A 24613-nucleotide genomic window follows, 5' to 3' on the forward strand; every position below is an offset into this window, starting at 1 on the left:
AACCTATACGGCATTGTCTCCGTAGCTCAGTGGATTAGAGCATCGGTTTCCGGTACCGAAGGTCGCAGGTTCGAATCCTGTCGGGGACACCATTTGAGCAGGGGGTTTCACGAAACTGTTCCAATCTTTTCACGAAACCTCCTGCCAGCCGAAGGAAAACGGCCGCGAACACAAAAGTGACCCGCTCCGTTCGTTCGGAGGGGTCATTTTTCTTTATCTGAACGCCGTTTTGGGCCGAATTTCGGCACTCGCCCACGACCTCTAGGCCACGGGCTTCGTCCTCATTGTTTGAGGACCAGCCGGTGGCCTTGGTCGGGCTATGCCGCAAGCGGGGGCGCGTTGGGGAAAGCGTCGGTGCCAGTCTCGTCGCGGCCGCGGGTCATGCGACCGTCCGGAGGGGTCGTGGGAGGCGTGGGCTTCTTCGGGAAGCGTCAGCGGGACTCTGCCGACAGCAGACCTATGTTGGCCGCAACCGCGGACATGACAGCCGAAATGGCTTGCGCTGCCCAGCCACGCATAAGCCGCATGGTCGGGTCGCCGTGGCCCTGGTGGCGGGAGAACTTCACACGGTCATTGCGCGACTCAATGGTGTTGCGACGGTGGTACTGCTCCTGCCACTCCTTCGTGCCGTAGGGAGCGCCCTGGTTGAGGTACTTCGCGCCGTCTTCCGGCGTGTTCTGCACGGTAATAGAGGCCTGGGAGCAGACCGCACCGCACATGCCAGAGGTCAAGTCCCATCAGCAAGCGTTACACAACACTAAGGGACGCAACCGCCGTTGGAACACTGCTGCTATGTCAGAGCCCAAAAGCTCCGCCGCTGACGAGGATCACGATGCCGAGGCCGATGAGAACGATGGGAAAGAGGATGCCCTCCCAGCGTTCGAGCACTTCCGCGATCGGGGGGCGGGTGGCGACGAACTTTGCCAGGGCCACCAGGACCGCAACGAGCGCGAGGAAGCTAACGCAGTAGGCGACTACTGCGAGAGGTTCCACGCTGAGGAATACAGGGGTGTAGATACCGATGTTGTCGCCGCCATTGGCAAACGTGACGCCTGCAACTGTCCAAACGCCGACCTTCTTGCCGGCAACCTTGGCCTCGTCGTCATCGTCGTCATCGTCTCCGCGCCAGGCCTGCCATGCGGCCCAGAGGCCGATGCCCAGAGGGATGAGACCAAAGTATGGAATAGCTGCCGGGGGCAGAAATGCTCCGGCGCCGATAGTCACAAGGATCGCGGCGACGAGGATGCCGGCAAATCCGAGGTACTGGCCGGCCAAAATACGGGCGGTGGTGCCGCTCTGGCCTGCCCCTCGCGCGAAGAAGAGGGAGAGCACGATGATGTCGTCGATGTTGGTAGCTGCGAACAGGCCTATCGCTTGCAAGACTGTGGTGAGGATCATGCGCCCTCCCCAGCTACGTCGCATCCGGGAAGCGAGCAGGCGGGATCCATGCACGGGGCGTCTTCGTCTACTGCCAGGGTGGCATCGACCAGTGTCGTCAGCGCCTGCGCCAAGTGCGGATCGGCAATCTCGTATCGTGTCCGACGACCCTCGGGCTCGGAGACGACGATCCCACAATCGCGCAGGCATGCCAGGTGGTTGGACACATTCGGGCGTGTCAGGTCCAGATCTCGGGATAGTTCCGCCGGGTAGGCGGGATGGTCGAGCAGGGTCAAGATGATCCGGGATCGAGTGGGGTCGGCCAGTGCACGACCCAGGCGGTTCATCACGTCGAGACGCGAAGCAATAGTCAGCATTCACTGAACTATACAGCGAGCACTGAACTAGTCAAGTTCCGGGTAGCGGTGCAGCTGTGTGTGCTGCTCAAGAGACAGTGGAAGGAGCAGAGATGGCAGAGATTCCGGCAAGTTGCGAAAACAGCGTCGCCAGCTCGAGATTCAAGTTGCGCACGAGCCTGGCATAGTTCGGGAGATCGGTTTTCAGGCCCCAAGCAATGATCCGAACGGAACAAAACTCGATGGCCTCATCATCTTGAACCGGGAAGGCTCGAACAAACTTATCTAGCTTATCCGCAGCCTCGACTCGATTCCCGTTTGCAGAGGGGACACCTCGGGGTTCGACGACGGTTCGCGCCGCCAAGGAGAGTCTTGCCGGATGGATTGCCGAGAGGGACAACGAGGGAGACAACACTGGCGACGGTGCATACTTGCTTGAACCACGCTCGTTTTTGATGATCGGCCCATGTGCGATTTGTGCCGCGTCCAAGGCAAACCGAATTGGCTCGAAGCTCCGTAGCTTTGAAAGTTTCCGCTCGAACCGCAAGTCACCGGAGGTGCTCACCTTTGACGAGCTAGTCGAGCGTTCACGGTGGAGCGTGGAGCTTGCCGAGAGGCAGGAAGAGGCGGAAGCAGAATTTCCTGACTTCCCGTTCTAAAAAGCGCTCCTGCTCACGTCATATAATTGACTTCTGTCGTGTAACCGGAGTCGGAACCCGGTGTAACCGGGGTGTAGCCACGAACCCGCTACAACTGGTCAGGAGGTTTCGTGAAAGCCCCAAGCAGGGGTTTACCCCTAAGCTAACTCGTCCCATCCGGGTTCGACGAGCGCTCCGCTCCCCCTGCAACTACACTCTCAGCCTGTGCTGAGCAGAAAAACATTCATGTCCGCCACGGCAGTGGCGGGCTTTTCTGCGTTAGTGGGGTGCGCCGGCCCGCGGGGCACGACAGCAACGGAAACAGCCACCTCCACTGCCCGCGAAACAGTGACGGCGTATCCCGGCCCGGAGCACTACGCGGGCCGGGTGCCACAAACGTTTGGGACCTCCATGCGCGGCATTGTGGAGATGGTGCCTGTAACGCCGGGCAGGCGCACGATTGCGCTGACGTTCGACGCCTGCGGCGGACCCAGTGGCTCGGCAGTGGACCAGGGGTTGATAGACGCGCTGCGCAAATTCGCGGTACCCGCGACGCTGTTTTTGAGCGCCACCTGGATCGAGGCGAACCCGGATGCGACGCGCAAGCTTGCGGCCGACCCCCTGTTCCGCCTGGAAAATCACGGCACGCGCCACCTACCGCTGAGCGGCAACGGCGAGGCCGCCTACGGCATCGCGGGAACCGCAACGCCGGCGGAAGCCATCGCGGAAATCGACGGCAACCGGGCGCTGCTGGCGGACTACGGGGTGGAATCGACGTGGTTCCGCTCAGGCACGGCCCATTACGACGATGTCGCCGTGGACATCGCGCGCGACCGCGGCGTGGCTATCGCGGGCTACAGCGTCAACGGCGATTTTGGGGCGACTGCCGCGGCGGACCATGTGGCGTCGGCAATCATGCAAGCCCCTGACGGGGCAATCGTGCTGGCGCACATGAACCACCCCACCTCAGGCACCGGGCCGGGCGTGCGCCAGGCGCTGGAGCAATTGCCTAGCGACGAGGTCCGGTTCACGTTCCTCGACGGGAGCAGGCCCTAAAACTCAGCCGGCATAATTAGCCAGGCCACGCCGTAGGCGAGCAGGCCCGGGAACACGCCCATGAGGACGAGGAGGATAAAGACCACGCGCACCGCGGTGGCGTCGACGCCGAGGTACTGGGCGATGCCGCCGCAGACGCCGGCGATGTACTTGTCGGTCATGGAACGCTCGAGGCGCTTCGGGGAGTTACCCGGGTTGATGTGCTGCGGGTTGTACGGGCTGGACATCGTGGGGTCCTTTCATCCATGGGTTCGGTAAACCCCATCCAACCCCCGCCGGCGCAAACCCGCAAGGACAGTTGCTCACGAAACGGTTGTTAGAGCTGGTTAGTTGGCAGATCCTCGGCAGCGAGCACGTCGGTGAAGAACTCACTGATTTTGTCGGCACGGTCCGCGTCCAGGTGGTCGAAGATGAGGCGCCGCACGGTCTCCACGTGGTCCGGCGCCGCCTCCTCGAGGTGGGCCATGCCTTGGTCGGTCAGGGTCACCAGCACGCCGCGGGCATCGCCGGGGCACTTCTTTTTGGTGAGCAGGCCGCGCTTTTTCATGCGCGTGACCTGGTGGGAGGCGCGCGAGCGGTCCCAGCCGAGTTCTTCGCACAGCTCGCGCAGGCGCAGCGTGCGGTCTTGCGCCTCCGACAGCGCGACGAGCACGGAAAACTCCGGCGAAGAAATGTCGCCGCCTGCTTGGAGGCGATCGTCAAGCGTGCGCGAGATCTTGGTAAACCCCGCGAGCATCAGCCGCCACAGCTGCTGTTCTTCGTCGTCGAGCCACCGCGGTTGTGCATTCATACGGGCAGATCCTAGCCGATGGGTGCGGTCTTCAGCTCGTCCATGGAGTACGTGCGCGCCGCGGCGACACGGTCGAAGCGCTGCGGGAAACAGGTCAGTACCAACACCTGCGAGGACTTCCCTACCTGGGAAAACAGCGAGTTCATGCGGGCGAGACGTTCCGGGTCGGTGGCGCCGAGGGCGTCGTCGACCACCACGGGCACCGGGGTTGTCTCACCGGAGGCGGTGACCAGGTCCGCGATGGCGAACCGGGTGAGGATGGCCAACTGCTCTTTCGTGCCGCCGGAGAGCTGGTCCAGCGGCACGCTCACCCCGTCGACGGTGCGCTCGGTAACGGTGAGGTCCTCGCCGAAGTTGAAGTCAACGGTCGGGCCGAACAGCACGCGGGCGCGGTTGCGGATCGCGTCGTTGAACGGTGCGGTGTAGCGAGCGCGGGCGGCGTCGCGGTGGGCGTGCATCGTCTCGCGCAGCAAACGCACCGCGTCGGCGCGGCGGGTGGTGCGGGCCAGTTCTGTCTCTGCGGCGTCGAGCTCCGCGGCCGCGCGGTCGGCCTTCTCCGCGGCGCCGGCGGCGATCTCGATGCGGCCGGTTAGCTCAGTGATGCGGTTGTTGGCCTCTGCCTGTCGTTTTTCCAGGTTCTGCAGGCGCGCCTTCGCGCCCTCGAGCATCTGTTGGGCGATCTCCGGGTCGGCGGTCGCGAGTTCAGCGGAGAGCACGTCGTGCGCCTCCTTGGCCTCGCTCTCCTGCTCGCGGGCGGATTCGACGGTGTCCTCGAGCTCGGTTTTCGGTGCGGCGGTCTCCGCCCGCTCCAGCTCGTCGGCGGCGTGGCTGGCCTCGGCCTGCTTCGCCTCGAGGTTGGTTTTCACGACGGTCAGCTCGCTGGCGGCGGTGCGATCCGCGTAAGGCTTGAGTGCGGCGTCGGCGGCATCAACGTCCTTTTCTGCCTTATCCAGCGCCTTTTGAGCATCCTTCACTGCCAGCTCCGCGGCCTGCTCGGTGTCGGGCAGCTCGGCGGTGTCGATCGCCTCGGCGAGCTCCTCAATCTGGGTGGAAAGGCGGTCGCGCTCCGCAGCGAGCTCGTCGGCGTCGGTGCCGGCAAGCGCGTCGTCGCGGCGCTGACGGGCGGATTTCACCTCCGCGTCGTGTGCCTTGCACGCGTCGCGGGCGGCTCGTGCCTCGTCGACGTCCGCGCAGCCGAGCTTGGACAGCAGGCTGGCAAGGCGGTCCTCGGCCTTCTCCACAGCACGGCGGGGGTCTTCTGCGCCTTGCGCAGCGCGGAAGACAACGTCGAAGTCGTCGAGGGTGAGGCGCGTGCCCTCGTAGACGGCGACGGACTCGGTGCCGTCCACATCCACGCTCTCGCCGTCGACCTGGATAGTTTTGCCCTCGGCGGTGATCTCTAATTTGGCGGAGGCTGCCTCGCGCAGGCGGCGCTGCAGAGTCAGTTCGCTCTCGGCCTCCTCCAGTTTGCGCACGTCCGCGTCCGTGACCTGCAGGACCGGGGCGTTCTTGAGCAGGGTTGCGTAGGCCTGCTCAGCTTTGCCGATGAGGGAGAGTTGGTCGGTGACGACCGTGAGGCGTCGAGAAGCACGCACGTGATCGCGGACGTTTTCGGCGCCGCGCAGGGTGGTGCGAGCGGCGGCGAGGCGGGTTTTCGCATCCTCGACCTGGTGCGTTAGCTCCGTGACCTTCTCACGCTCTGCGTCGCGCGCCTCCTGCGCCGGAGCAAGCGCGGCCTGCAATTCCTTCTCCTCCTCGCGCAGCGCGGCGACGCGCGCGGTGAGCGCGGTGCGCTCGGCGAGGTCCTGCTCGGCACGCTTTCTGGCGACGGTGGCGCGATCGAACTGCTCGGCCGCGGTCTTGGCCTGCAAAGCGAGCTGGCTGGCCTGGGCGAACTCGGCCTCGCGTTCGGCGAGCTCGTCGTGGGCCTGCGGCAGCTCCGTGTCCACCGCGCCGATTTCGTCTTCGCGGCGGGCCACCTCGTCGACGAATGTGGCAAGTTGCTGCACCTCGGCCTCGGCGGCGCGCAGGGTTTCGCGGGCGGCGTCCACCGCGTCGGATTTCGCGGTGAAGGAGGCTTTGGGTTTCGGCGGGGTCGCGGCCGTCCAGTAGCGGGCGTACTCCGCCTCGATAGCGGCCATGAGCTCGGTGTCTTCCTCGCCCGAGCGCTCCGAGCCGTCTTCCGCGTCGAGCGCCTGCGAGATGGACGGGATGCCGGCCGCGGCGATGCCCGGGTCCAGCTCTCCCTGGCGCAGGAACAGGGTCTTGGCCAGGCTGGTGTCCATCTGCTCGGCGATAATGCGCGCGAGCTCGTCGTCCGCCTGGCGTCCGGTGAAGTTCTTGTGCACCGGCGAGAGGATCTCCAGCTCTGAGAGCTTGCCCTTCAACCAGCGCTTGTGGATCTTGAACGTGGTCTGCCCCACCGTCGCGGTCATGGTGACCTCGGGCGAGGCGTCGCGGCCGACCGGGGCGAAGATCTTGATCTTCTTGCCGCCGGCGGAATGGCGCTCCTGCAGCACGGTTCCGATGGCGTCCAGGATGGTGGACTTGCCGGCCTCGTTTGGGCCGTGGATAACAATCACGCCGGTATCCGGCAGGTCGCGCAACTCCAGGTGCTCGACGGCGCGGAAGTTGTCGATGACTAGGTCGTGGATGCGCATGGTCTAGCCCACCTCCTTGGACAGGCGAAACAGCAGGTTCACAGCGTCGCGGGCGGTGGCGTTTTCCCCGGCCGCCTGGCCGATCAGCTCACGCATGGCGCCCTCGGCGAAGCCGGTCAATGGCAGGTTTTCCATCTCTTCGTCGTCGGGCTCGAGGTGCAGGCTCATCAGCCGCTCGCGCGGGTACAGCGCCGCGAAGACCGGCTCTAACTCGGCAAGTTCGCGCTCCAAGGTGCGCGTGTCCTCCAAGCCAAGGGTGCCGGATAACGCGTACTTGATCACGGTGCGGTCCTTCTCCGGGTAAGCCTTCAGCTCCTCGATCACCTCGGCCACATCCTCACTGCTGGCCACCTCCCAGAAGCGGGCCTCGAACGTCCAGGCGCCAACCGGGACCTTCTCCACCGAGACGTCAGCGCGCCCGGCGTCCTTGTTCACGGTGACCACCAGTGCGTTGCCGGAATCCACCTCGCCGCCGGCCACGCCAGGGGTGCGGTCGAAGTAATCCGTGGTTTCCGGCGCGCCGGAGTACCAGATCCGCTCCGAGGCGGTCAGCGCCGCGGTGGAGTGAGTATCCCCCAGGGCGACGTAATCGATCGTGCCCTGGTCGATGGCGTTGTCGAGCGAAGCAACGTCGATAAGCGAATGCGCCTCTTCCTCCCCGAAGCCCTCCACGGCGCCGTGGCCGACGAGGATGCGGACCGCCTCCGTCGGTGCCAGGTGGCGGACGGCCTTGGCACACAGGTCCTCCGAGGCATGCTTAGTCAGCAGCGGGGCGCCCACCACCTCGACGCCCTCGCGCACGACCACAGGATTAGAGTCCGCGAGCACCTTGACACCTTCAATGCCCTCTGTGCGCTGAAAGATGCTGTCTGCCACCAGCGGGTCGTGATTGCCGGGCAAAAGGTAGACCGGCACGGGCAGTTTGCGCAGCGCCTCGAGCGCGCGGCCGAGTGTGGTGGGCTCGAGCGAGTTGTGCTCGAATACGTCGCCGGCGACCACGATGAATTCGGCGCCGCGCTCCGTTGCTATCTCCCCCAGGCGGGTGAGGGCGCGGAGCCGTGCATCGTCGAATCGCGACTGCGCCTCGGGCGACAAGAATTTTCGGCGCATGCCTAACTGCAGGTCGGAGGTGTGGATGAAGGTGGTGTGCGTCATGTCTTATACACCTACCACTGCGCCCGACACTCCAGCGCAAACATTCGAACACACGAGCTATCGGGTGAGCTCGTCGTAGAGATCTTCAATGTCCGCAACAGCGCGCAACTGGTCGATGTTGGTAAACGACACAGTTTGCATCGCGCGGTGGAGCAGGTCGATGTCCGAATCCTCGATCATCGGCGCCACCTTCGGACGCGGCAGCTCGGGCAACTGACGGCCGGACCAGAAGTACTCGGAGCCGGGCTCGGCATTCTCCTTAGCCAAGTCCTCCGCCTGGTTGCGCTTGCGGTTCTCTAGCTCCTCCAGGCGCAGCCCGCGCATGGTGAAGATGACGCTCGGGTCTTTGTCTATGAGCTCCGCGGTGCGCTGCGCCACGGCGACGGCATGCTTGCACACGGCCGCGCTATCCGGGCAGTCGCAGTAGAAGGTGACCTCCTGCGGCGTTTTGCACAGCAGGATCTCCAGCACTTCCTCGTCCAACGTGCCAGCTTTCGCCGCGGCAATGGAGCCCGGCGCGCGCACGATCGCGCCGGTGGCGCGGCGGATCTCCTCGGCATGGCGCTGCGGCAAGTACATAGCCACGCGGAACGGGTCGTTCTGGCTGCCCACAACCTCCGCGCGCACACCATGCGACACCGGGTGCAGCTCCACCACCTGCCCCCGGGCGGCGTACTCCGCGCCGCGCTTCGCCCGGCCCACGTCGGTCTGGCGCACCGCGGCGTTGAAGATGAGCATTGCCGCAGGCGAAAGCGACCGCGGACGGAACGCGGTGATATCCGCACCACCGGTCTCGGCCGCGCTGGAGACTCGTTTGCGGGCGCCGAAGTTGGCGTAGATGACGTTGTCTTCCTGCGGACGCTTCTTCTCAGTCATTTTGCCCCCTGTAGCTGATCAACTGGGCGAGCTCCTCGGTGCCCAGCTCGGTGATCCAGCCCTCACCCTGCCCCACAACGGCGCCGGCGAGCTGGGTCTTGCCGTCCAGAATGTCCTGGATGGACTCCTCCATCGTGCCGCGGGTGATGATCTTGTACACCGTGACGTTCTTCTCCTGCCCGATGCGGAACGCGCGGTCCGTGGCCTGGTTTTCCACGGCCGGGTTCCACCAGCGGTCCAGGTGGATGACCATGGATGCCGCGGTCAGGTTCAAACCGGTGCCGCCGGCTTTCAGGCTGAGGATCATCGCGCGGGGCCCGTCCGGCTGCTGGAAGCGCTCCACCATCGCGTCGCGCGCGGATTTGCCCACGCCACCGTGGAGGAACGGCACGTCCTCGCCCAGCCGCTCCGAAAGGTAGGGCTGCAAGATGTCGCCGAACGCCTTGTACTGCGTGAAAATCAGCACACGCTGCTCGGACGCGGCGGCTTCCTCTAACAGCTGCATGAGTTTTTCCACCTTGCCGGAGCGGTGGTGGCCTTTCTCGGTGACCGCGGAGCCGTCGCCAAGAAAGTGCGCCGGGTGGTTGCACACCTGCTTGATGCGGGTGATCGTGGCCAGCACGAGCCCCTTGCGTGCCATGCCCTTGCGCTCCTGAAGCTCTGCCTGCGTGCTGTCCACCAGTGCCTTGTACAACGCAGCCTGCTCCGGGGTCATATCCACGGCGATGACGTGCTCGGCTTTGTCCGGCAGGTCCGAAATGATCGCCGTGTCCGTTTTCAGGCGGCGCAGGATAAACGGCGCGGTGAGACGCTGCAGCCGCTCGCCCATCTCGTCCGCCAGCTCAGGATCTCTGCGCGACTCGATGGCTTTGGCGAAGTGGTTGCGGAAGAAACTCTGCGAGCCCAGCATGCCGGGGTTGACAAAATCCAGGATGCTGCGCAGCTCAGAGAGCTTATTTTCAATCGGCGTGCCGGTTAAGGCGATGCGGTGGCGTGCGGGAATTGCGCGCACGCTTTTCGACGACTGCGTGCCCGCGTTCTTGATCGCCTGCGCCTCATCCAACACCACGTGATCCCACTGCACCGCCGCCAGATCCTTGGCGTCGCGCGCGGCGGTGCCGTAGGAGGTGATGACGATGTCGGCGTTGTCGGCTGCCTCAAACAGGTCGTCGCCCTTGAGCCTGCCCGCGCCGTGGTGGACGCGCACGCGCATGCCCGGCACGAAGCGGTCCGCCTCGCGTGCCCAGTTGTTCACCACCGACGTAGGGGCGACGATCAGCGACGGGCCGCGCCTCATGCCCTCCGCCTGTTCCACCGCAAGCAGGGTGAGCATTTGTAGGGTCTTGCCCAGTCCCATGTCGTCCGCAAGCACCGCCCCCAAGTTGTTGCGGGACATAAAGTACAGCCAGTCCACGCCGCGGCGCTGGTACTCGCGCAGCTCGGCGTTGACGGTATCGGGGATGTCCACACGCTCCGGCGCCGGGCGGTCCGTGCCGCCGACCAGCGAGGTAAACCAGCGCGAGCCGGTGAACTCGATCGGGTTGTCCGCGCCCGCCTCCAGCGCGAGCTGGCGCAGCTCCGCGGCGGAGACCACGCCCTCGCCCTCGGCGGCCTTGAGCCGCTCGTACTCCGCCTGCGCCTCATCGGCGATGCGCTGCAGCTCCTCGGCATCATCGGAGCCGGCGGCCTGGGCGATTCGGGCGCGCTTAATGGCGGCCTCCGCCTCACGCATGGCGGTTTCCAGGGAGGTATCGTGCAGCTTCTCCAGGTACTTCGCGGTCTTGGCTACCTCGCGGCTATCCGCCAGGACCCACTCGCCGCGGAGCTTGATCAGGCCGGACTTGGATTTGACCAGCTGCGCCATCTCTTCGTCCGAAAGCTCCACGCCGCCGACGGACAGCCTCCAGTCGTACTTGACCAGGGTGTCGAAGCCCATCATGGTCACGGTGGAGGAATCGTGCGGGTCCTGGTGCTCGCTGACCTTCAGCTTCGAGGCCGTCTCCGCAGTCGCCCACGCGCGAGGCAAAAGCACCACAAAGCCGTGTGCCCGAAGGTACGAGGCGCTCTCGCGAACGAACTTCACAATTTCGTCGCCGTTTAAATACAGGTCCCAATCGCCCGCGTTCGGGTCGAAGCCGTGGTCCACCGCGGAACGGAACCGGCCATGCTTCGCCGGGTCCGCCAGCGAGGTCAACTCGATTGCGTGGTCGAGCTGACCGCGCAACACGTCCGCCGTATTCGAGTCGTAGTCCCCCAGCCGCACCGGCCGCGGCGAATCCGAGCTCGAGCGCACCTGCACGCGCACCGGCCACAGCGTGTCCGGGCCCGACTCCTCCGCCTCGCTCGGCGACTCCACGATGAACACCAGCTGCAGGTTTACCGCCGTGATCGTGCCGTTCCAATCCCCTATCTGCCGGGCCAGCACCGCCCCGCCGCGGCGCAACGGCATGCTGTAAAGCAGCGACTTCACAAAATCGTGCCACGGGTACGGCCTGGTCGGCGCCTTCGCCGCCGCGCCCTGCAGGCGCGCCGACGCGATCCAGTGCGTGAACGTCTGCGCGCAATCCTCGCTCAAGTTCGCGTTGTTCACCGTGAGCACGCCCGGCGAGGCAGCGATCATCTCCGCCAGCCAGCTGCGCTCCTCTAAACCGGTGCCCAGCTGCCACTGCGCGTACCACAGCCCGTCGTGGTACGGCACGTTGATGCTCACACGTCCCGCGCGCACGAACTGGGTCAGGCCCCTATACATGCGCAGAATCCAGTACATGTCCGGCGCCACCGCCTCGCGCTGAGCAGGTGTGGCCGCCGGCGACTCCTCGTCCAGGTGCGACAGGCTGTCCAAAAAGCGCACCGCGTCCTCGGGTGCAAACTGGGCCAAGGGCGCTTTCAACCGGACGTGGCGGCCCTTCGGGGTTTGCAGGATGAGGGTATGGAAGTGGTGGAACCTTTGGCCGTCTAAAAGCGAATGCACGATCGGCGGAAACGTGCCGGGCGGCACGTCTTCCATGGTCACAATCCGGTGGCCCTGTACGCGCTCAACCCACACCGAAAGCCCGGACTCGGGGAGCCACAGGCCATGGAGAAGGTATTCAGGCATACCCACCCTTATACCACCGACACCGACATCGCCCGCGCCGAGTGTTCGAACACATTTTTTCAGCGCCCGTTCAGGTAATTCTGCAGATCAAGACAGAAGCAAGAAAGTATGCGTTACAGTGTTGCGGAACTGTGACCGACATCTACAAAGACGCAAGGGAGTGCACATGTCCGATAGTTTCTGGCTAGTGCTTGCCATCGTCCTGTATTTCGGGGTGATGGTCGCCATCGGGTTCTACTCGTGGCGCAAGACAACAAAATACGACGACTACGTCCTCGGCGACCGCGGCCTCGGCCCACTCGTCGCCGGCATCTCCGCAGGCGCCTCAGACATGTCCGGCTGGCTGCTCATGGGCCTGCCCGGCGCCCTGTTCGTCGCCGGCATGAGTGAGCTGTGGATCGTCATCGGCTTGTTCATCGGCACCTGGGCCAACTGGAAGTGGATCGCGCCGAGGCTGCGCGGCTACACCGAGGTGGCCAAGAACTCGATCACGCTGCCCAGCTTCTTCGAGAACCGCACGCACGACACCTCGCGCGTGCTGCGCTTCACCTCCGCCGTGATCATCATCTTCTTCTTCACGTTCTACGTCTCCTCCGGCATGGTCTCCGGCGGCCGCTACTACGAATCCACCTTCGGCGGCGAATACATTCACGGCGTGCTCATCGTCGGCTCCATCACGGTGCTCTACACCTTCATCGGCGGCTTCCTCGCCGTGAGCTACACCGACGTGGTGCAGGGCGGCCTGATGTTCCTCGCCCTGATCACGGTGCCCATCATGGCGCTGATGTCCTTGGACAACCCGTCCGACATCTTCTCCTGGGCCACCTCCAACCCCTACGGCCCCTGGGAGGACGGCAACCCGAACTACTTCAACGTCGTCGCCGGCGTGTCCGCGGGCACCATCATCGGCAACATCGCCTGGGGCCTGGGCTACTTCGGCCAGCCCCACATCATCACCCGTTTTATGGCGCTGCGCTCCCCGTCTGAGGCGAAGGCAGCCCGCCGCACCGGCACCATCTGGGTGGCCATCTGCTACCTCGGCGGCATCTTCACCGCGATGGTGGCAACGGTCTACTTCGGCCAGAAGTCCGCGTCCGTGACCGACCAGTCCGGTTACGAGACCGTCTTCCTGGACCTGGCCCGCATCATGTTCCACCCGCTGATTGCCGGCATCGTGCTCACCGCCGTGCTCGCCGCGATCATGTCCACCATGTCCTCCCAGCTGCTGGTCACCTCGTCGGCGCTCATCGAGGACATCTACCGCATCTTCAAGAAGAACCCGAACAACACCACCCTGCTCGTGCTCTCCCGTGCCATGGTCATCGGCATTGCCCTGATTGGCATGCTGCTGGCGCTGAACCCGTCCGACACCATCCTCGGCCTCGTCGGCTTCGCGTGGGCCGGCTTCGGCTCCGCGTTCGGACCCGTGGTGGTGGCGTCGCTGTACTGGAAGCGCCTCACCTCCCAGGGCGCGATCGCCGGCATGATCGTCGGCGCCGTGACCTCGTTTGTCTGGGGCTCCGTGGACGCGCTGAACGGCATCATCTACGAGATCGTCCCGGGCGTCATCCTGGCCACCCTGGCCATGGTCATCGTCTCCCTGGCCACCCGCCCGAAGCAGGGTGTGGCAGAAGAGTTCGACACCGCCGCAGCCGCCACCGACTACGCTCTCGCCCACCCGGACGAGGACTTCTCCGCAGCCCTGCGGAACCGCGGAGGCTCCACCGCAGTCTAAGAAGGTATGCGCCGATACCTTCTTATTCTGTCTGCTCTTACTGTTCTGGTGGTGCCGTTTCCCACGGGGCAATTGCCTATCGACGTCCCAACGGTGCCCCACCGCACCACCATCCTCGGCTACGACAGAGCCGAGTTCGGCCCCGGCTGGGCCGCCGGCACCCGCGGCTGCGACACCCGCGCCGCGGTGATGGCTGCCGCCTTTGACGCCGATTGCGCCCAGCCCTGGCCGCAGTGGGATAATCCCCGAGTTGTAGACCCCTACACCGGGGATTTTCTTCTGCCGCATGACGTGGAAATCGACCACATCCTGCCCGTCTCCGCCGCGTGGGACCTAGGCGCCCACCGCTGGGACGGCGCCACCCGGGCCAGCTTTTACAACGACCCGCGAAACCTCGTCGCCGTCTCCTCCGCCGCTAACCAGGCCAAAGGCGACAAACTTCCCTCCGAATGGATGCCCTCAGACAGACGCTCGCGCTGTGCGTATGGGCGCAGGCTCGTGGACGTCGCGAAGCACTACGCCCTGCCGCTGCCCCGGGCAGACCTGCGGGAGGTGCGGCGCGCATGCTCCGGAGTCGCCGGGCTCCTGTCCCGCGGCGAGCTGTGAGGATTTTCCCACCATGCCGTAAGGTGTGGGCCCATGACTACATTCCTCATCTTCCTGCACGTGGCCGCGGCTATCCTGCTGCTCGGCCCCGTCGTCGTGTCGACCTCCATGTTCCCGCGCCAGGCCGCGGAATCCCGCGCCGGCGGCGAGGAGTCCACTGGCCGCGCGTCGGTGCTCTACAGCATCACCAAGACCTACGGCATGCTTTCCCTGCTCGTCCCCCTGCTCGGCGGCGCCGTGCTCGCGTTCGACTGGGAGGCTTACAAGTCCAACTACTGGTTCCACACCGCCATCGTGCTCTCTGTGATCGCCTGGGCCATCCTGCTGGCCATGGTCATCCCGCAGCAGCGCAAGATGATGGGCACCATCGGCGCGCTGCCGGCCGCTGATGCCGACCCGTCCGATGTGACCGACAACTTTGAAAAGTCCAAGGCAAAGGCAACCGCCGGCGCCGGCATCTTCAACCTGCTGTGGATGCTCACGCTGATCCTGATGTTCCTGCCGACCCCGGCGTAAGGAACGCGCGGGGGTTCCCGCTAGTAAGGCCCAGCTATTCCCGTTCGGCGAATGGCTGGGCCTTATTCGCTGGGCTAGTTCCGGCCCGCGCCCGGGGTCCTGGATGACACCCCCGCGCAGACCGCATCCGTGCCGACCCCGCCACCTACTTGTACCGCAGCGCAGGGGTGCCGCCGAGGCCCAGTCCGGCAAGCGCGCGGAAGATGCCGTCCACCGCCTTGCGCAGCACCTCCGCCACCGGCCCGGTTAGCCCGGTAAACAGCGCGTTTTGCCCCCATACGCCGACGAGGCGGGCTTCGGGGACGGCGGGACCGTCGTGGGGCACGATGCCGATGACGTAGTCACCGCCGCGCAGGAACGGCAGCGGGTTGGAGGTCCACATGCTGGAGACCACGCCGATGAAGCCGCGGCCGGGGACCCACATTGGCCCGCCAGAGTCACCGGGATGGCTCAGTGGCGCTGCGGCGAAGAAAGTGCCGTCGGCGGAGCCGGAGAAGCGCCCGCAGGTCTGTGCGCCGCGGGTGCGGGAGAAGTAGCAGACGGTCTCGCCGAGGCGCACGTCACCCGGGTGGACCCACGCGTCGCCGGTGAGCCGGTTGCCGCCGACGTGCACGCCCGGGTCCCATTGGATGGCGGCCCAGTCGTTGCTCAGGTGGCCGTCGTAGGCCTTGGAGCGAAACAGCGTGCCGGTGGCTCCGCCGGCGTTGACTCGGGCGCCTTCGGCTCCGCAGTGCGCGGCCACGAGGCTGCGGTGGCGGGCGGGGTCGTTGAAGCCGATGGTGCAGGTGCCGGTGCCGTCGACAAGCACGGGCGCGCCTTGTTCCACCCGCGTTTGCGCCTCGGCGGGTGCGGCCTGCATCCCCAGCGCGACGGCCGCTGCGAGGAGTGCCCTGGAAATTCGGTGCGTGCGCTGGGAAGACATGCGCATTAACCTAGCATTCTTGCGTATCGACGCCCTCCGGTCCCCCACCCAAACCCAAAGCAGTCGGCACGCTGCTTGTGAGCTGTGCCGGCTGCATCAGGTTGTGGGGGTTAATCCCAGCGGTCGCGGCCACGGCCTCGTCCGCCGCGGTAACCGCCGCGGTCGTCGCGTCCACGCCCGCCGCGGTAGCCTCCCCGGCCACCGCGTCCACGGCCGCGTCCGCCGCGATCACGCGGCGGTGCGCCGTGGTCGCGCTGGATGTTGATCAGCTGGCCGGAGATGCGGGTGTCCACCAGGCGATCCAGCACGGCTTGGTCCAGGTTCTTCGGCAGCTCCACCAGGGTGAAGTCGCCGCCGATGGTGATGCGGCCGAAGTCCTTGGAGTTCAGGCCGCCCTCGTTGGCCAGGGCACCGACGATCGCGCCCGGCCGGACGTGCTGGCGCTTGCCCACGTCCAGGCGGTAGGTGTCGAAGTTGCCGCTGTCGTCGAAGCGGCGGCCGCGGCCACCACGATCGTCTCGGTCGAAGCGGTCGCGTCCGCGCCCGCGGCGGTCGTCGCGGTCGAAACGGTCGCGGCGGTCGCGCTTGTCGCGCGGCGGCTCCTTCATCAGGAACTCGTCGCCGGCCAGGGCCTGGGTGGCCAGGGCGGCGGCGATGTCGTCCATAGGCACGTTGTTCGCGGCGGAGTACTCACGCACCATGGTCTTGAAGATCTGCAGGTCGGTGGCCTCAAGGGACTCAGTGATGGAGTCCATGAACTTGGCCTTGCGCGACTCGTTGACCTCGTCCACGGTGGGCAGGTCCATCTCTTCGATGGTCGCGTTGGTCACACGCTCGATGGAGCGCAGCATGCGGCGCTCGCGCGGGGTGACAAACAGGATCGCCTCACCGGAACGGCCCGCGCGCCCCGTGCGGCCGATGCGGTGGACGTAGGACTCCGTGTCGTTCGGGATGTCGTAGTTGAGCACGTGCGAGATCCGCTCGACGTCCAGGCCGCGGGCGGCGACATCGGTGGCCACGAGGATGTCCAGGCGGCCGTCGCGGAGCTGGTCCACGGTGCGCTCGCGCTGCTGCTGGGCAATGTCTCCGTTGATGGCGGCGGCGGAGAACCCGCGGGCGCGCAGCTTTTCAGCCAGCTCCTCGGTCTCATTCTTGGTGCGCACGAACACGATCATTGCCTCGAACTCGGTCACCTCAAGGATGCGGGTGATCGCGTCGAGCTTGTTGCGGTGCGCCGTGAACAGGTAGCGCTGCGTGATGTTGGTGTTTGTGCGCGTCTCCGACTTGACGGTGACCTCTTCCGGGTCGTTCAAGTAGTCGCGGGAGATGCGGCGGATCGCGTTCGGCATCGTCGCCGAGAACAGCGCCACCTGCTTGGAGTCCGGGGTGTCTTCCAGGATGCGCTCGACGTCTTCTTGGAAGCCCATGTTGAGCATCTCGTCGGCCTCGTCCAGAACGAGGAAGTCCAGGTTGGAGATGTCCAGTGACCCCTTCTCCAAGTGGTCGATGACTCGTCCCGGGGTGCCGACGATGACCTGGGCGCCACGGCGCAGCCCGGACAGCTGGATGCCGTAGGCCTGGCCGCCGTAGATCGGCAGGATGCTCACGCCGTCGATGTGGTCTGCGAACGACTGGAAGGAGTCGGACACCTGCAGCGCCAGCTCACGCGTCGGCGCGAGCACGAGCGCCTGCGGGTAGCGCTTGTCCGGATCGATCTGGGACAGCACCGGCAGCGCGAACGCCGCGGTCTTGCCGGTGCCCGTCTGCGCGAGGCCGACCACATCGCGGCCTTTCATCAGCAACGGGATGGTCTGCGCCTGAATCGGCGACGGCTGCTCAAAGCCGACGCGCTTGACTGCCTCAATGACCTGGTCGGGCAGGCCGAGGGTTTCGAAGCCATTCTCGGGCTTCTTGGGCTCGATGGCGGGTTCAGCCGAAGGTTCGTCGTTAAGCTTCAGCACATCATCTTCATTTTCAATGGCCACGGTGTCCGCGGCGCCGGTCTCCTCAGAAACCCCCGCATCCCTGGTGTCCTCTACTACGGCCTCAACGATCTCGGCCGCGACATCCTGCGGGTTGTTCTGATTTTCCGACTCATTCATGTCCGGCCCATTCTCGCCGCCGGTGGCGTTTTCGGAAATGCTCATCGTTGGCTCAGCGTACGCCATTGTGCGCCCCCGTAAGTATTCCTGCGGTTTCCCGGCGGGCGAAGTCACACACCCTCCCGTAAAGTTCGTGCTGCAGGTCACATTGCCTATCGACGACACCTCTGCCCCACACCTCGAAGGAGCACCGACGATGGACCCCAACACTGCAGCACGCAAGGCCCATGACATCGACATCGATTCCCTGCAAGCAGTCCCCGCAGAACCCTTCCTGCACGACAAGATGCATGCAATCGCGCTGCCCGGCACGGGCAGCAACGGCTGCGTGATCCCCGCAGCCGCGGACGCGCCGTTCCCGTTCGGCATCGACGCCGCGTACGGCGACGGCGGACACTTCACTTTGGAGTACGACCCCATCGTCGGTTTCGTGGACAACCAGAACCGGTCACTGCAGTTCGGCGACACATACACAGAGCTTCTGCCGGGGCAGAAGGTCACCATCGGCGGCTTCACCGTCGGCCGCCCGGACCACGACGTCGCAGTGATCGAACGTGGCACGCACGCCGCGGCGATCGTCGCCGGATCCGTGTTCAGCTTCAGCCCGATTGTCAGCTTCCAGCGCTACGGCGAGCAGCGCCCCAACACCATCATCCGCGGCCGCACCCCGGACCGCTACGACTACAACGCGGCGCCCGAAGGGTTCCTGTGCGGGTTCAAGCCCCTACCCAACGGCGGCGTGTCGGTTCCGGTGGCGCTGACCAACAACACCGACTGCAACGCGGCGCTTGCGGCGATCTCGCAGTACTTCCGGCAAGACCGCGCAACCCTTGGCGACGAGCACTCGCCCGTGGCCTGGAACTCCCCCGATGGCTGGCGCTGCGACATCTCGTTTTTCCCCATGCCCCACCAGGAATTTGGCGCCGGCACATTCCCGAACTGCTACCGCCAGGGCTCCGGTGGCGCCGTGGTGGTCGACCTGCCGCCGCGTGGCGCCGGACAGTAGACGCGAAGGAGCAGCCGACATGACCCACACGCACAACCGCCGTACTGCCTTTTCCGTCGCCGCCGCCTTCGCTGCGTCTGCGCTCGCCCTCACGTCCTGCACCTCTTCGGAGGACGCTGCGGAGGTCGCTCCACCGGATACTGCCGAAACTGGCGCCACCGAGGACACACCGAAGCAGAACAAGAGCCCGTTTAAGAAGCACTTCACCGCCGCAGACCTGGACACGCTCGAAGAGGCCCCAGCCGACGGTTTCACCGCTTCCCCTATGGTCTTTCAAGTGGCGTTGCCCGGGATTGGAACCTGCAACGTCCCCACTGAAAAAGCGGAGTCTACCTCTGCCGAGATGACCGATAACACGCTGTTCGGCTTCACCTGCGACGCTGGCGAGATAGACCCGGAGAGCATCCCACCAGAAAAGCGCACCCCCGGCATCGCGCTGCCCCACTCGTTTTTGAACTACAACCCCGCGGTTGGCTTCCACACCGAGGAAGACAAAGCCCCGGAAGACAAATACGTCGCAGACGCCGCCGAGTTGAAGACCGGCCAGAAGGTCACCCTCAACGGCTTCACCATCGGCCGCCCCGACGACGAGACGATGCTCCTTGTGCGCGGAGCTCACACCGCCACCGTGAGCGGAGGCGAGACGACGATTGAAAGCCCGTACCAGGATCTGCTCGCGGAAGGTGGGAATACGCTGCACAAGGAGCAGGAGGCGAAAGACTCCGCTGCCCCGGAAGGCACCGTTTGTGGCAGTTTCCCCTACTCGCAGGAAGGCAAAGAAGGCGCCTTCGTTGGTATTGCGGTGGCCCCGGACACCGACTGCGTCGGGGTGATGGAGGCAGCGAAGCCGTACATCGACTTCCTCGACGCAGGCGCTGAAACCGCCGACTGGACCTCCCCCGAGGGCTGGAACTGCACCGTCGGGTTCACGTTCCCAGATTCCGCCCCGGGAGGTGTGGGCGATCCGATCTGTGAGCGCGAAGGTGCCGGCGCCGCAACGTTAGCGCTGTTGTTCCCGGAGAAGGACGTGGAGCAGCAACCCTAAGCATGACCTGAAACACAGAACAGAGAGGTCTGTGATTTAGGATTTCTCCATGACTTCTCCCCTCGCGCTGACATTGCTCGGCCTGGCCATCATCGTGGTCACCGTCGGGCTGTTGCTGAAAGGCAAGACCCACCCAATCGTCGCGATGACGCTCATCCCCATCGTCGGCGCCATACTCACCGGCGCTGGCGTTGCCGAGATCTCGGATTTCTACATGGACGGGTTGGACCGGGTGATGAACGTCGTGGTGATGTTCATCTTCGCCATCATCTACTTCGGCATTCTCTCCGACGTGGGGCTGTTTGAACCAGTGATCAAGGCACTGATCAAGGCAACGCGCGGCACGCCGCTGTTGGTCACACTGGGCACGGCAGCCATCGCGATCGTCGCTCACCTGGACGGCTCCGGCTCCACGACGTTTCTGCTCACCATCCCGGCATTGCTCCCGCTGTACGAGGCGATGCGAATGTCTCGTTACGTGCTGCTGACTATCGTTGCGCTGTCCGCATCCGTGATGAACATGCTGCCGTGGGGTGGCCCCGTCGGCCGCGCCAGCTCAGTCATCGGCCCGTCACCGAACGAGATCTGGGCCCACCTGCTTCCTGTGCAGGGCGTCGCCATCGTGCTCGTATTCATCGTCGCCGCCATCTTTGGCGTGGTTGAAGGCCGCCGGGCCACCGCTGCAGGCCCAGCTGATGAGAAAGTCGACGTCAATGCCGTCGCGGAGGACTTTTCTAACCGTCAGCAGGAGGAACGCGCCAAGTTGGAGTTCACTCAACGCGGCGGCTCATGGGTGACGTGGGCGAACGCGCTGATCACTGTCGCGCTGATTGGTGTTCTCGTGTCTGGCCTTGCATCCCCGGCTCCGGCGTTTCTTGTGGGCACTGCACTGCTCCTTGTCATTAACTTTGCCCAGCTCGAGGACCAGAGCGACGCGCTGCGCCGTCATGCTCCCACCGCGTTGTCCATGGCCGGCGTGATTCTCGCCGCAGCGATGTTCCTGGGCATTCTCGACGGCACTGGCATGCTGGAGCAGATCGCGCTGTCGCTCATCGCTGTTCTGCCGGAGGCTGTCGGCCCGTACATCCACATCATCGTCGGCCTTTTGGGTGTGCCGCTGGACCTGGCGACGTCCACCGATGCCTACTACTTCTCCGTCCTTCCGATCGTGCAGCAAACCGCCGAGGCGTTCGGCGTCTCCGCTATGGGCGCAGCATCCGCGATGATCGTGGGCAACGTCATCGGCACGTTTGTCAGCCCATTCTCCCCCGCCCTCTGGCTGGCGCTCGGCCTTGCCCGAGGCGAAATGGGCAAGTACATCCGCCTCGCCTTCCCGGTGTGCTGGGTGTTCTCGGTCCTGCTGGTTCTCGGGTCCTGGGCATTCGGCGTGTTCGCGTAGTGCTACGCGCATTGCGGCAAATAGTTTCCGCAATCCGCTGCGGACATACCGCCCACCGTGCTACAGTCGCCGACATGATCAACAGCAGCGCATTTGTAACCGTGGCCGCGCAGGCCACGCGTTCTGCGTTGCTGAATACCCAGCCGACCCGCCTGCATCATCATCTGTAGCGCGGTGTCGGCCGACTCCAGCCCCCTGCGCTAACAGCCTCTGCTGCAAATCGCGCAGGGGTTTCTTGTTAGCGCGGACGCATCGAGGCTTATGTCGTTCACACCGCGCCCCCGGATCCGTCCGCGAGGTACACGGTTGCACTCGCCTATCGACGGCCAAACCGGGGAGACGCCGCCCCAACTTTTGGCACACCTCAATCCATTTCCCCGCGCCCCGATTCGCGCATTGCTTCCCGAAAGAGCACAGTGATGTCTGTTATGACTGCACCATCTGAATCCGCTAACAAGCCCAAACCGAAACGCCCCGGCCTGAACGCACGCCACATCCACTTCATCGCGCTCGGCTCCGCCATCGGCACCGGCCTGTTCTACGGCTCCGCAGGAGCCATCCAGGCGGCGGGTCCATCCGTGCTGCTGGTGTACCTGCTTGGCGGCGCGGTGGTGTATTTCATGCTCCGCGCGCTCGGCGAGATGAGCGTGCGCAACCCGGTGCGCGGCTCGTTCGCCGTGTACTGCCGCAAGTACCTGGGCGGCTGGGGCGGCTACATCACCGGTTGGATGTTCGCCTTCGAGATGATGATCGTGTGCCTGGCGGACTTAACCGCCATCACGATCTATATGAAGTTCTGGTTCCCGACAACACCCGCGTGGGTTTGGATTACGGTCACGCTCTTGATCATTAGCGCGGCGAACCTGGCTGCGGTCCGGCTCTTCGGCGAATTAGAGTTCCTGCTCACGCTGATCAAGGTCGGCGCTGTGATAGCCATGATCGTGGGCGGCGCCGCCATCCTCGCATTTAACCTCGGTTCGCAGCCTGAAACGATGGGTGTGAGCAATCTCTGGAGTGATGGCGGTTTCTTCGCAAACGGCATTTCAGGCATGGCGGCATCATTCATTCTCGTGCTGTTCGCGTTCGGCGGCACCGAAATCATCGGCGTCGCTGGCACCGAAGCCGAGAACCCGGACCGTTCCATCCCCAAGGCGGTGAACACCGTCCCGGCGCGCATCCTGATTTTCTATGTGCTGTCCATTCTGATCATCTTGATGATCAACCCGTGGCGCACCATCGACGGCGAGGACTCCCCCTTCGTCCAGATCTTCGACACTCTTGGTGTCAGCTGGGCGGCAGCACTTCTCAATGTTGTGGTGCTGAGTGCGTCGCTGTCCGCCATCAACGCTGACCTGTTCGGCACTGGCCGCGTGCTCGCGGGTTTGGCCAAGGAGAAGCTGGCGCCGCGGGCGATGGCGAAGACCTACCGCGATGTGCCCGTGATGACGGTGGTCATGCTGATCATCGCCCTGATCGTCGGTGTCTTCCTGAACCAGCGTTACCCCGACATCTTTGAAACCGTCGCAGCGTTGGCCACCTTCGCCACCATCTTTGTGTGGTTGATGATCCTCCTCGCGCACATTGCTTCTCGACGCAACATCTCCCCCGCCGAGGAGCAGAACCTGAAGTTCCCGGTACCACTCTGGCCGTTCGGTCAGTGGTTCTCCGTCGCGTTCATCCTGTTCACCTTTGGCACGATGGTGTGGATGGAGGAGTTCCACACTGCACTCATCGTCGGTGTCGCGTTCCTGATCCTGATGACGATCCTCTACTTCGTCACCGGTCGCCCGCAGGCGATTGCGGAGGATGAGGTCGAGTACGACGCGAAATAGATCCCGAAACGAGTAAAACCCAGCGCTGCGTCAGCGGCGCTGGGTTTTAGTCTTACCGCTCCTGTCTCACCCTGATTGCTTCGCCGTGGGCTGGCAACCTTTCAGCGTCTGAAAGCGTGACCACCGCGTCGGCCACTTCCGCTAGCGCATCCGCGGAGTACTCCACCACGTTGACTGGTTTGAGGAAGGTGTGGGTGCTCAGCCCTGGCGCGAAGCGCGCCGTGCCAGATGTCGGTAACACGTGGTTCGAGCCGGCGGAGTAGTCGCCGAGCGGCACAGGGGTATACGGCCCGACGAAGATCGCGCCGGCATTGGCAACCTGCGACACAACCTCGCGGGCGTTTTCGGTGTGGATTTCCAGGTGTTCGGGCGCGTACGCGTTGGTGATAGTGACGGCGGACCGGAGGTCGTCGACAAGCAGGATGCCTGATTGCGGTCCCTGCAGCGCCTCGCGCACGCGCTCCGCGTTCAGCGTGACGTGGTAGCGGTCCGCGATTTCGCGGTTAACGGCCTCTGCAAGCGCTGGCGAATCGGTAATCAGAATTGATGCCGCTTGTTCATCGTGCTCAGCTTGGGAGATGAGGTCGTACGCCAAGTACACCGGGTCGGCGGAGCCGTCAGCGATGATCGCGATCTCGCTTGGACCCGCTTCAGCGTCGATGCCCGCCACGCCATTGACCACGCGTTTCGCCGCGGCGACGAAGACGTTTCCGGGGCCTGTGACCATGTCCACCGGCTCTAGGTTCTCATCACCAAAGGCGAGCAGCGCGACTGCCTGGGCGCCGCCGACCGCCCACACCTCCTCGATCCCCAAAAGCGCACACGCTGCGAGGATTGTCGGGTGCGGCCACCCACCAAAGTCAGCCTGCGGCGGCGAGCACACCACCATTGATCCAACGCCAGCCTCTTGCGCGGGAATCGCGTTCATGAGCACGCTCGAGGGATACACGGCCTTCCCGCCCGGGACGTACAGCCCTACGCGCTGTACGGGCCGAAACACCTCCGTCACAGTCGCGCCCGGTGCGAGCTCGGTAGTGTGCTCGGCAGGTTTCTGGTCCGCATGTACAGCACGGATGCGCGCGATTGAGGTCTCGAGCGCCGCGCGCACGTCCGCGTCCAGTCCGTCCACGGCCTCCGCTAGCACCTCCGCGGGCACACGGACAGAGGCCGGGCGCACGCCGTCGAAACGCTCGCCGTACTCCAGCGCCGCCTGCGCGCCGTCGTGACGCACCGTGTCCACGATGGGAGTCACCTGCGACACCACCGCGTTTACGTCCGCACCTGCGCGAGGTAGCACTTTCCGGAGTTCGCGCACTGACAACGCGCGGCCTCTGAGATCAGTCACAGACAGCATGTCGCTCCCCTTCAGTTCTTGGGATTTCTTTCCTGAATGGTATCCACGCAACGTCGCCGCCGAGGCCGTTTTTCACACAACCCCACCGCGC

The 24613-nt window shown here is 64.8% G+C and carries 20 protein-coding genes and 1 tRNA gene; 9 read left to right on the top strand and 12 right to left on the bottom strand.

Features of this window, described 5'->3' with window-relative positions; translation table 11 throughout:
• The first annotated feature begins 15 nt into the window (after positions 1-15).
• Positions 16-92 (top strand) — tRNA-Arg (locus tag NUW87_RS03985).
• 339 nt (positions 93-431) lie between these two features.
• Here NUW87_RS03985 and NUW87_RS03990 read toward each other — a convergent pair.
• From NUW87_RS03990 to cmtR, 3 genes are all read right to left on the bottom strand, one after another.
• A complete protein-coding gene (locus NUW87_RS03990; RefSeq protein WP_239219408.1) occupies positions 432-683 on the bottom strand; it encodes a hypothetical protein in 252 nt (83 codons plus the stop codon).
• 112 nt (positions 684-795) lie between these two features.
• A complete protein-coding gene (locus tag NUW87_RS03995; protein ID WP_269027421.1) occupies positions 796-1398 on the bottom strand; it encodes a cadmium resistance transporter in 603 nt (200 codons plus the stop codon).
• Positions 1395-1754, bottom strand: coding sequence for a Cd(II)/Pb(II)-sensing metalloregulatory transcriptional regulator CmtR (cmtR, locus tag NUW87_RS04000; RefSeq protein ID WP_194560256.1), 360 nt, complete (start codon positions 1752-1754; stop codon positions 1395-1397). Before cmtR ends, NUW87_RS03995 begins: the two co-directional genes overlap by 4 nt.
• Before the next feature lie 842 nt (positions 1755-2596).
• Here cmtR and NUW87_RS04005 point away from each other — a divergent pair.
• Positions 2597-3427, top strand: coding sequence for a polysaccharide deacetylase family protein (locus NUW87_RS04005; RefSeq protein WP_269027292.1), 831 nt, complete (start codon positions 2597-2599; stop codon positions 3425-3427).
• On the opposite strand, the gene NUW87_RS04010 is transcribed toward NUW87_RS04005, so the two are convergent.
• The 6 genes from NUW87_RS04010 to NUW87_RS04035 all read right to left on the bottom strand — a co-directional run bounded on the left by NUW87_RS04010 (position 3424) and on the right by NUW87_RS04035 (position 12005).
• Entirely contained in the window at positions 3424-3654 is a 231-nt protein-coding gene (locus tag NUW87_RS04010; protein WP_239219898.1) for a PspC domain-containing protein, read from the bottom strand. The genes NUW87_RS04005 and NUW87_RS04010 overlap by 4 nt on opposite strands.
• Before the next feature lie 89 nt (positions 3655-3743).
• Complete coding sequence (locus NUW87_RS04015; protein ID WP_269027293.1) at positions 3744-4217, bottom strand: MarR family winged helix-turn-helix transcriptional regulator; 474 nt, start codon at positions 4215-4217, stop codon at positions 3744-3746.
• Between the two features lie 11 nt (positions 4218-4228).
• Positions 4229-6877, bottom strand: coding sequence for an AAA family ATPase (locus NUW87_RS04020; RefSeq protein WP_269027294.1), 2649 nt, complete (start codon positions 6875-6877; stop codon positions 4229-4231).
• A 3-nt stretch (positions 6878-6880) separates the two neighbouring features.
• The gene (locus NUW87_RS04025) at positions 6881-8032 is read right to left on the bottom strand and encodes a metallophosphoesterase family protein (RefSeq protein WP_269027295.1); all 1152 of its coding nucleotides are present in this window, start codon (positions 8030-8032) and stop codon (positions 6881-6883) included.
• Positions 8033-8089: 57 nt separating this feature from the next.
• On the bottom strand, positions 8090-8908 hold the full coding sequence (locus NUW87_RS04030) for an SWIM zinc finger family protein (protein ID WP_269027296.1): 819 nt from the start codon (positions 8906-8908) through the stop codon (positions 8090-8092).
• Positions 8901-12005: a DEAD/DEAH box helicase gene (locus NUW87_RS04035; protein WP_269027297.1), complete on the bottom strand. Its 3105-nt coding sequence runs from the start codon at positions 12003-12005 to the stop codon at positions 8901-8903. The genes NUW87_RS04030 and NUW87_RS04035 overlap by 8 nt, the downstream gene beginning before the upstream one ends.
• A 166-nt stretch (positions 12006-12171) precedes the next feature.
• Here NUW87_RS04035 and putP point away from each other — a divergent pair, with 166 nt between their 5' ends.
• Genes putP through NUW87_RS04050 form a run of 3 tightly spaced genes read left to right on the top strand, consistent with a single transcriptional unit; the run spans position 12172 to position 14862 of the window.
• Complete coding sequence (putP, locus tag NUW87_RS04040) at positions 12172-13740, top strand: sodium/proline symporter PutP (protein ID WP_239219886.1); 1569 nt, start codon at positions 12172-12174, stop codon at positions 13738-13740.
• A 51-nt stretch (positions 13741-13791) separates the two neighbouring features.
• Positions 13792-14346: a GmrSD restriction endonuclease domain-containing protein gene (locus NUW87_RS04045; protein ID WP_269027298.1), complete on the top strand. Its 555-nt coding sequence runs from the start codon at positions 13792-13794 to the stop codon at positions 14344-14346.
• A 33-nt stretch (positions 14347-14379) separates the two neighbouring features.
• Positions 14380-14862 (top strand): DUF2269 domain-containing protein, encoded by a 483-nt coding sequence (locus NUW87_RS04050; protein WP_269027299.1) that lies wholly within the window; start codon positions 14380-14382, stop codon positions 14860-14862.
• A 145-nt stretch (positions 14863-15007) separates the two neighbouring features.
• On the opposite strand, the gene NUW87_RS04055 is transcribed toward NUW87_RS04050, so the two are convergent.
• Both NUW87_RS04055 and NUW87_RS04060 read right to left on the bottom strand, forming a co-directional pair.
• Positions 15008-15784: a chymotrypsin family serine protease gene (locus tag NUW87_RS04055; protein WP_269027300.1), complete on the bottom strand. Its 777-nt coding sequence runs from the start codon at positions 15782-15784 to the stop codon at positions 15008-15010.
• A 110-nt stretch (positions 15785-15894) separates the two neighbouring features.
• Positions 15895-17931, bottom strand: a complete 2037-nt coding sequence (locus tag NUW87_RS04060) for a DEAD/DEAH box helicase (RefSeq protein ID WP_269027301.1) — start codon at positions 17929-17931, stop codon at positions 15895-15897.
• Between NUW87_RS04060 and NUW87_RS04065 the strand changes: the two genes are divergently transcribed.
• The 4 genes from NUW87_RS04065 (at position 17909) to NUW87_RS04080 (ending at position 23168) form a co-directional block, all read left to right on the top strand.
• Positions 17909-18892 carry a hypothetical protein gene (locus tag NUW87_RS04065; RefSeq protein WP_269027302.1) on the top strand — a complete coding sequence of 328 codons (984 nt, stop codon included), beginning with the start codon at positions 17909-17911 and terminating at the stop codon, positions 18890-18892. The genes NUW87_RS04060 and NUW87_RS04065 overlap by 23 nt on opposite strands.
• A 19-nt stretch (positions 18893-18911) precedes the next feature.
• Positions 18912-19937: a hypothetical protein gene (locus tag NUW87_RS04070; RefSeq protein ID WP_269027303.1), complete on the top strand. Its 1026-nt coding sequence runs from the start codon at positions 18912-18914 to the stop codon at positions 19935-19937.
• A 49-nt stretch (positions 19938-19986) separates the two neighbouring features.
• The gene (locus tag NUW87_RS04075) at positions 19987-21336 is read left to right on the top strand and encodes a CitMHS family transporter (RefSeq protein ID WP_269027304.1); all 1350 of its coding nucleotides are present in this window, start codon (positions 19987-19989) and stop codon (positions 21334-21336) included.
• A gap of 419 nt (positions 21337-21755) precedes the next feature.
• Positions 21756-23168, top strand: a complete 1413-nt coding sequence (locus NUW87_RS04080) for an amino acid permease (protein ID WP_377734214.1) — start codon at positions 21756-21758, stop codon at positions 23166-23168.
• 52 nt (positions 23169-23220) lie between these two features.
• Here the strand turns inward: NUW87_RS04080 and hisD are convergent, their stop codons facing one another.
• A complete protein-coding gene (hisD, locus tag NUW87_RS04085; protein WP_269027306.1) occupies positions 23221-24522 on the bottom strand; it encodes a histidinol dehydrogenase in 1302 nt (433 codons plus the stop codon).
• Positions 24523-24613: the final 91 nt, after the last annotated feature.

Origin of the sequence: Corynebacterium pilbarense (assembly GCF_026930265.1) — a bacterium.
GTDB classification, from domain to species: domain Bacteria; phylum Actinomycetota; class Actinomycetes; order Mycobacteriales; family Mycobacteriaceae; genus Corynebacterium; species Corynebacterium pilbarense.

Bases quoted from the DNA above. Each gene is read 5' to 3' on its own strand.
- NUW87_RS03995 (WP_269027421.1), bottom strand. From the start codon at position 1,398: ATGATCCTCACCACAGTCTTGCAAGCGATAGGCCTGTTCGCAGCTACC.
- cmtR (WP_194560256.1), bottom strand. From the start codon at position 1,754: ATGCTGACTATTGCTTCGCGTCTCGACGTGATGAACCGCCTGGGTCGT.
- NUW87_RS04010 (WP_239219898.1), bottom strand. From the start codon at position 3,654: ATGTCCAGCCCGTACAACCCGCAGCACATCAACCCGGGTAACTCCCCG.
- NUW87_RS04015 (WP_269027293.1), bottom strand. From the start codon at position 4,217: ATGAATGCACAACCGCGGTGGCTCGACGACGAAGAACAGCAGCTGTGG.
- NUW87_RS04020 (WP_269027294.1), bottom strand. From the start codon at position 6,877: ATGCGCATCCACGACCTAGTCATCGACAACTTCCGCGCCGTCGAGCAC.
- NUW87_RS04025 (WP_269027295.1), bottom strand. From the start codon at position 8,032: ATGACGCACACCACCTTCATCCACACCTCCGACCTGCAGTTAGGCATG.
- NUW87_RS04030 (WP_269027296.1), bottom strand. From the start codon at position 8,908: ATGACTGAGAAGAAGCGTCCGCAGGAAGACAACGTCATCTACGCCAAC.
- NUW87_RS04035 (WP_269027297.1), bottom strand. From the start codon at position 12,005: ATGCCTGAATACCTTCTCCATGGCCTGTGGCTCCCCGAGTCCGGGCTT.
- putP (WP_239219886.1), top strand. From the start codon at position 12,172: ATGTCCGATAGTTTCTGGCTAGTGCTTGCCATCGTCCTGTATTTCGGG.
- NUW87_RS04050 (WP_269027299.1), top strand. From the start codon at position 14,380: ATGACTACATTCCTCATCTTCCTGCACGTGGCCGCGGCTATCCTGCTG.
- NUW87_RS04055 (WP_269027300.1), bottom strand. From the start codon at position 15,784: ATGTCTTCCCAGCGCACGCACCGAATTTCCAGGGCACTCCTCGCAGCG.
- NUW87_RS04060 (WP_269027301.1), bottom strand. From the start codon at position 17,931: ATGAGCATTTCCGAAAACGCCACCGGCGGCGAGAATGGGCCGGACATG.
- NUW87_RS04070 (WP_269027303.1), top strand. From the start codon at position 18,912: ATGACCCACACGCACAACCGCCGTACTGCCTTTTCCGTCGCCGCCGCC.
- NUW87_RS04075 (WP_269027304.1), top strand. From the start codon at position 19,987: ATGACTTCTCCCCTCGCGCTGACATTGCTCGGCCTGGCCATCATCGTG.
- NUW87_RS04080 (WP_377734214.1), top strand. From the start codon at position 21,756: ATGTCTGTTATGACTGCACCATCTGAATCCGCTAACAAGCCCAAACCG.
- hisD (WP_269027306.1), bottom strand. From the start codon at position 24,522: ATGCTGTCTGTGACTGATCTCAGAGGCCGCGCGTTGTCAGTGCGCGAA.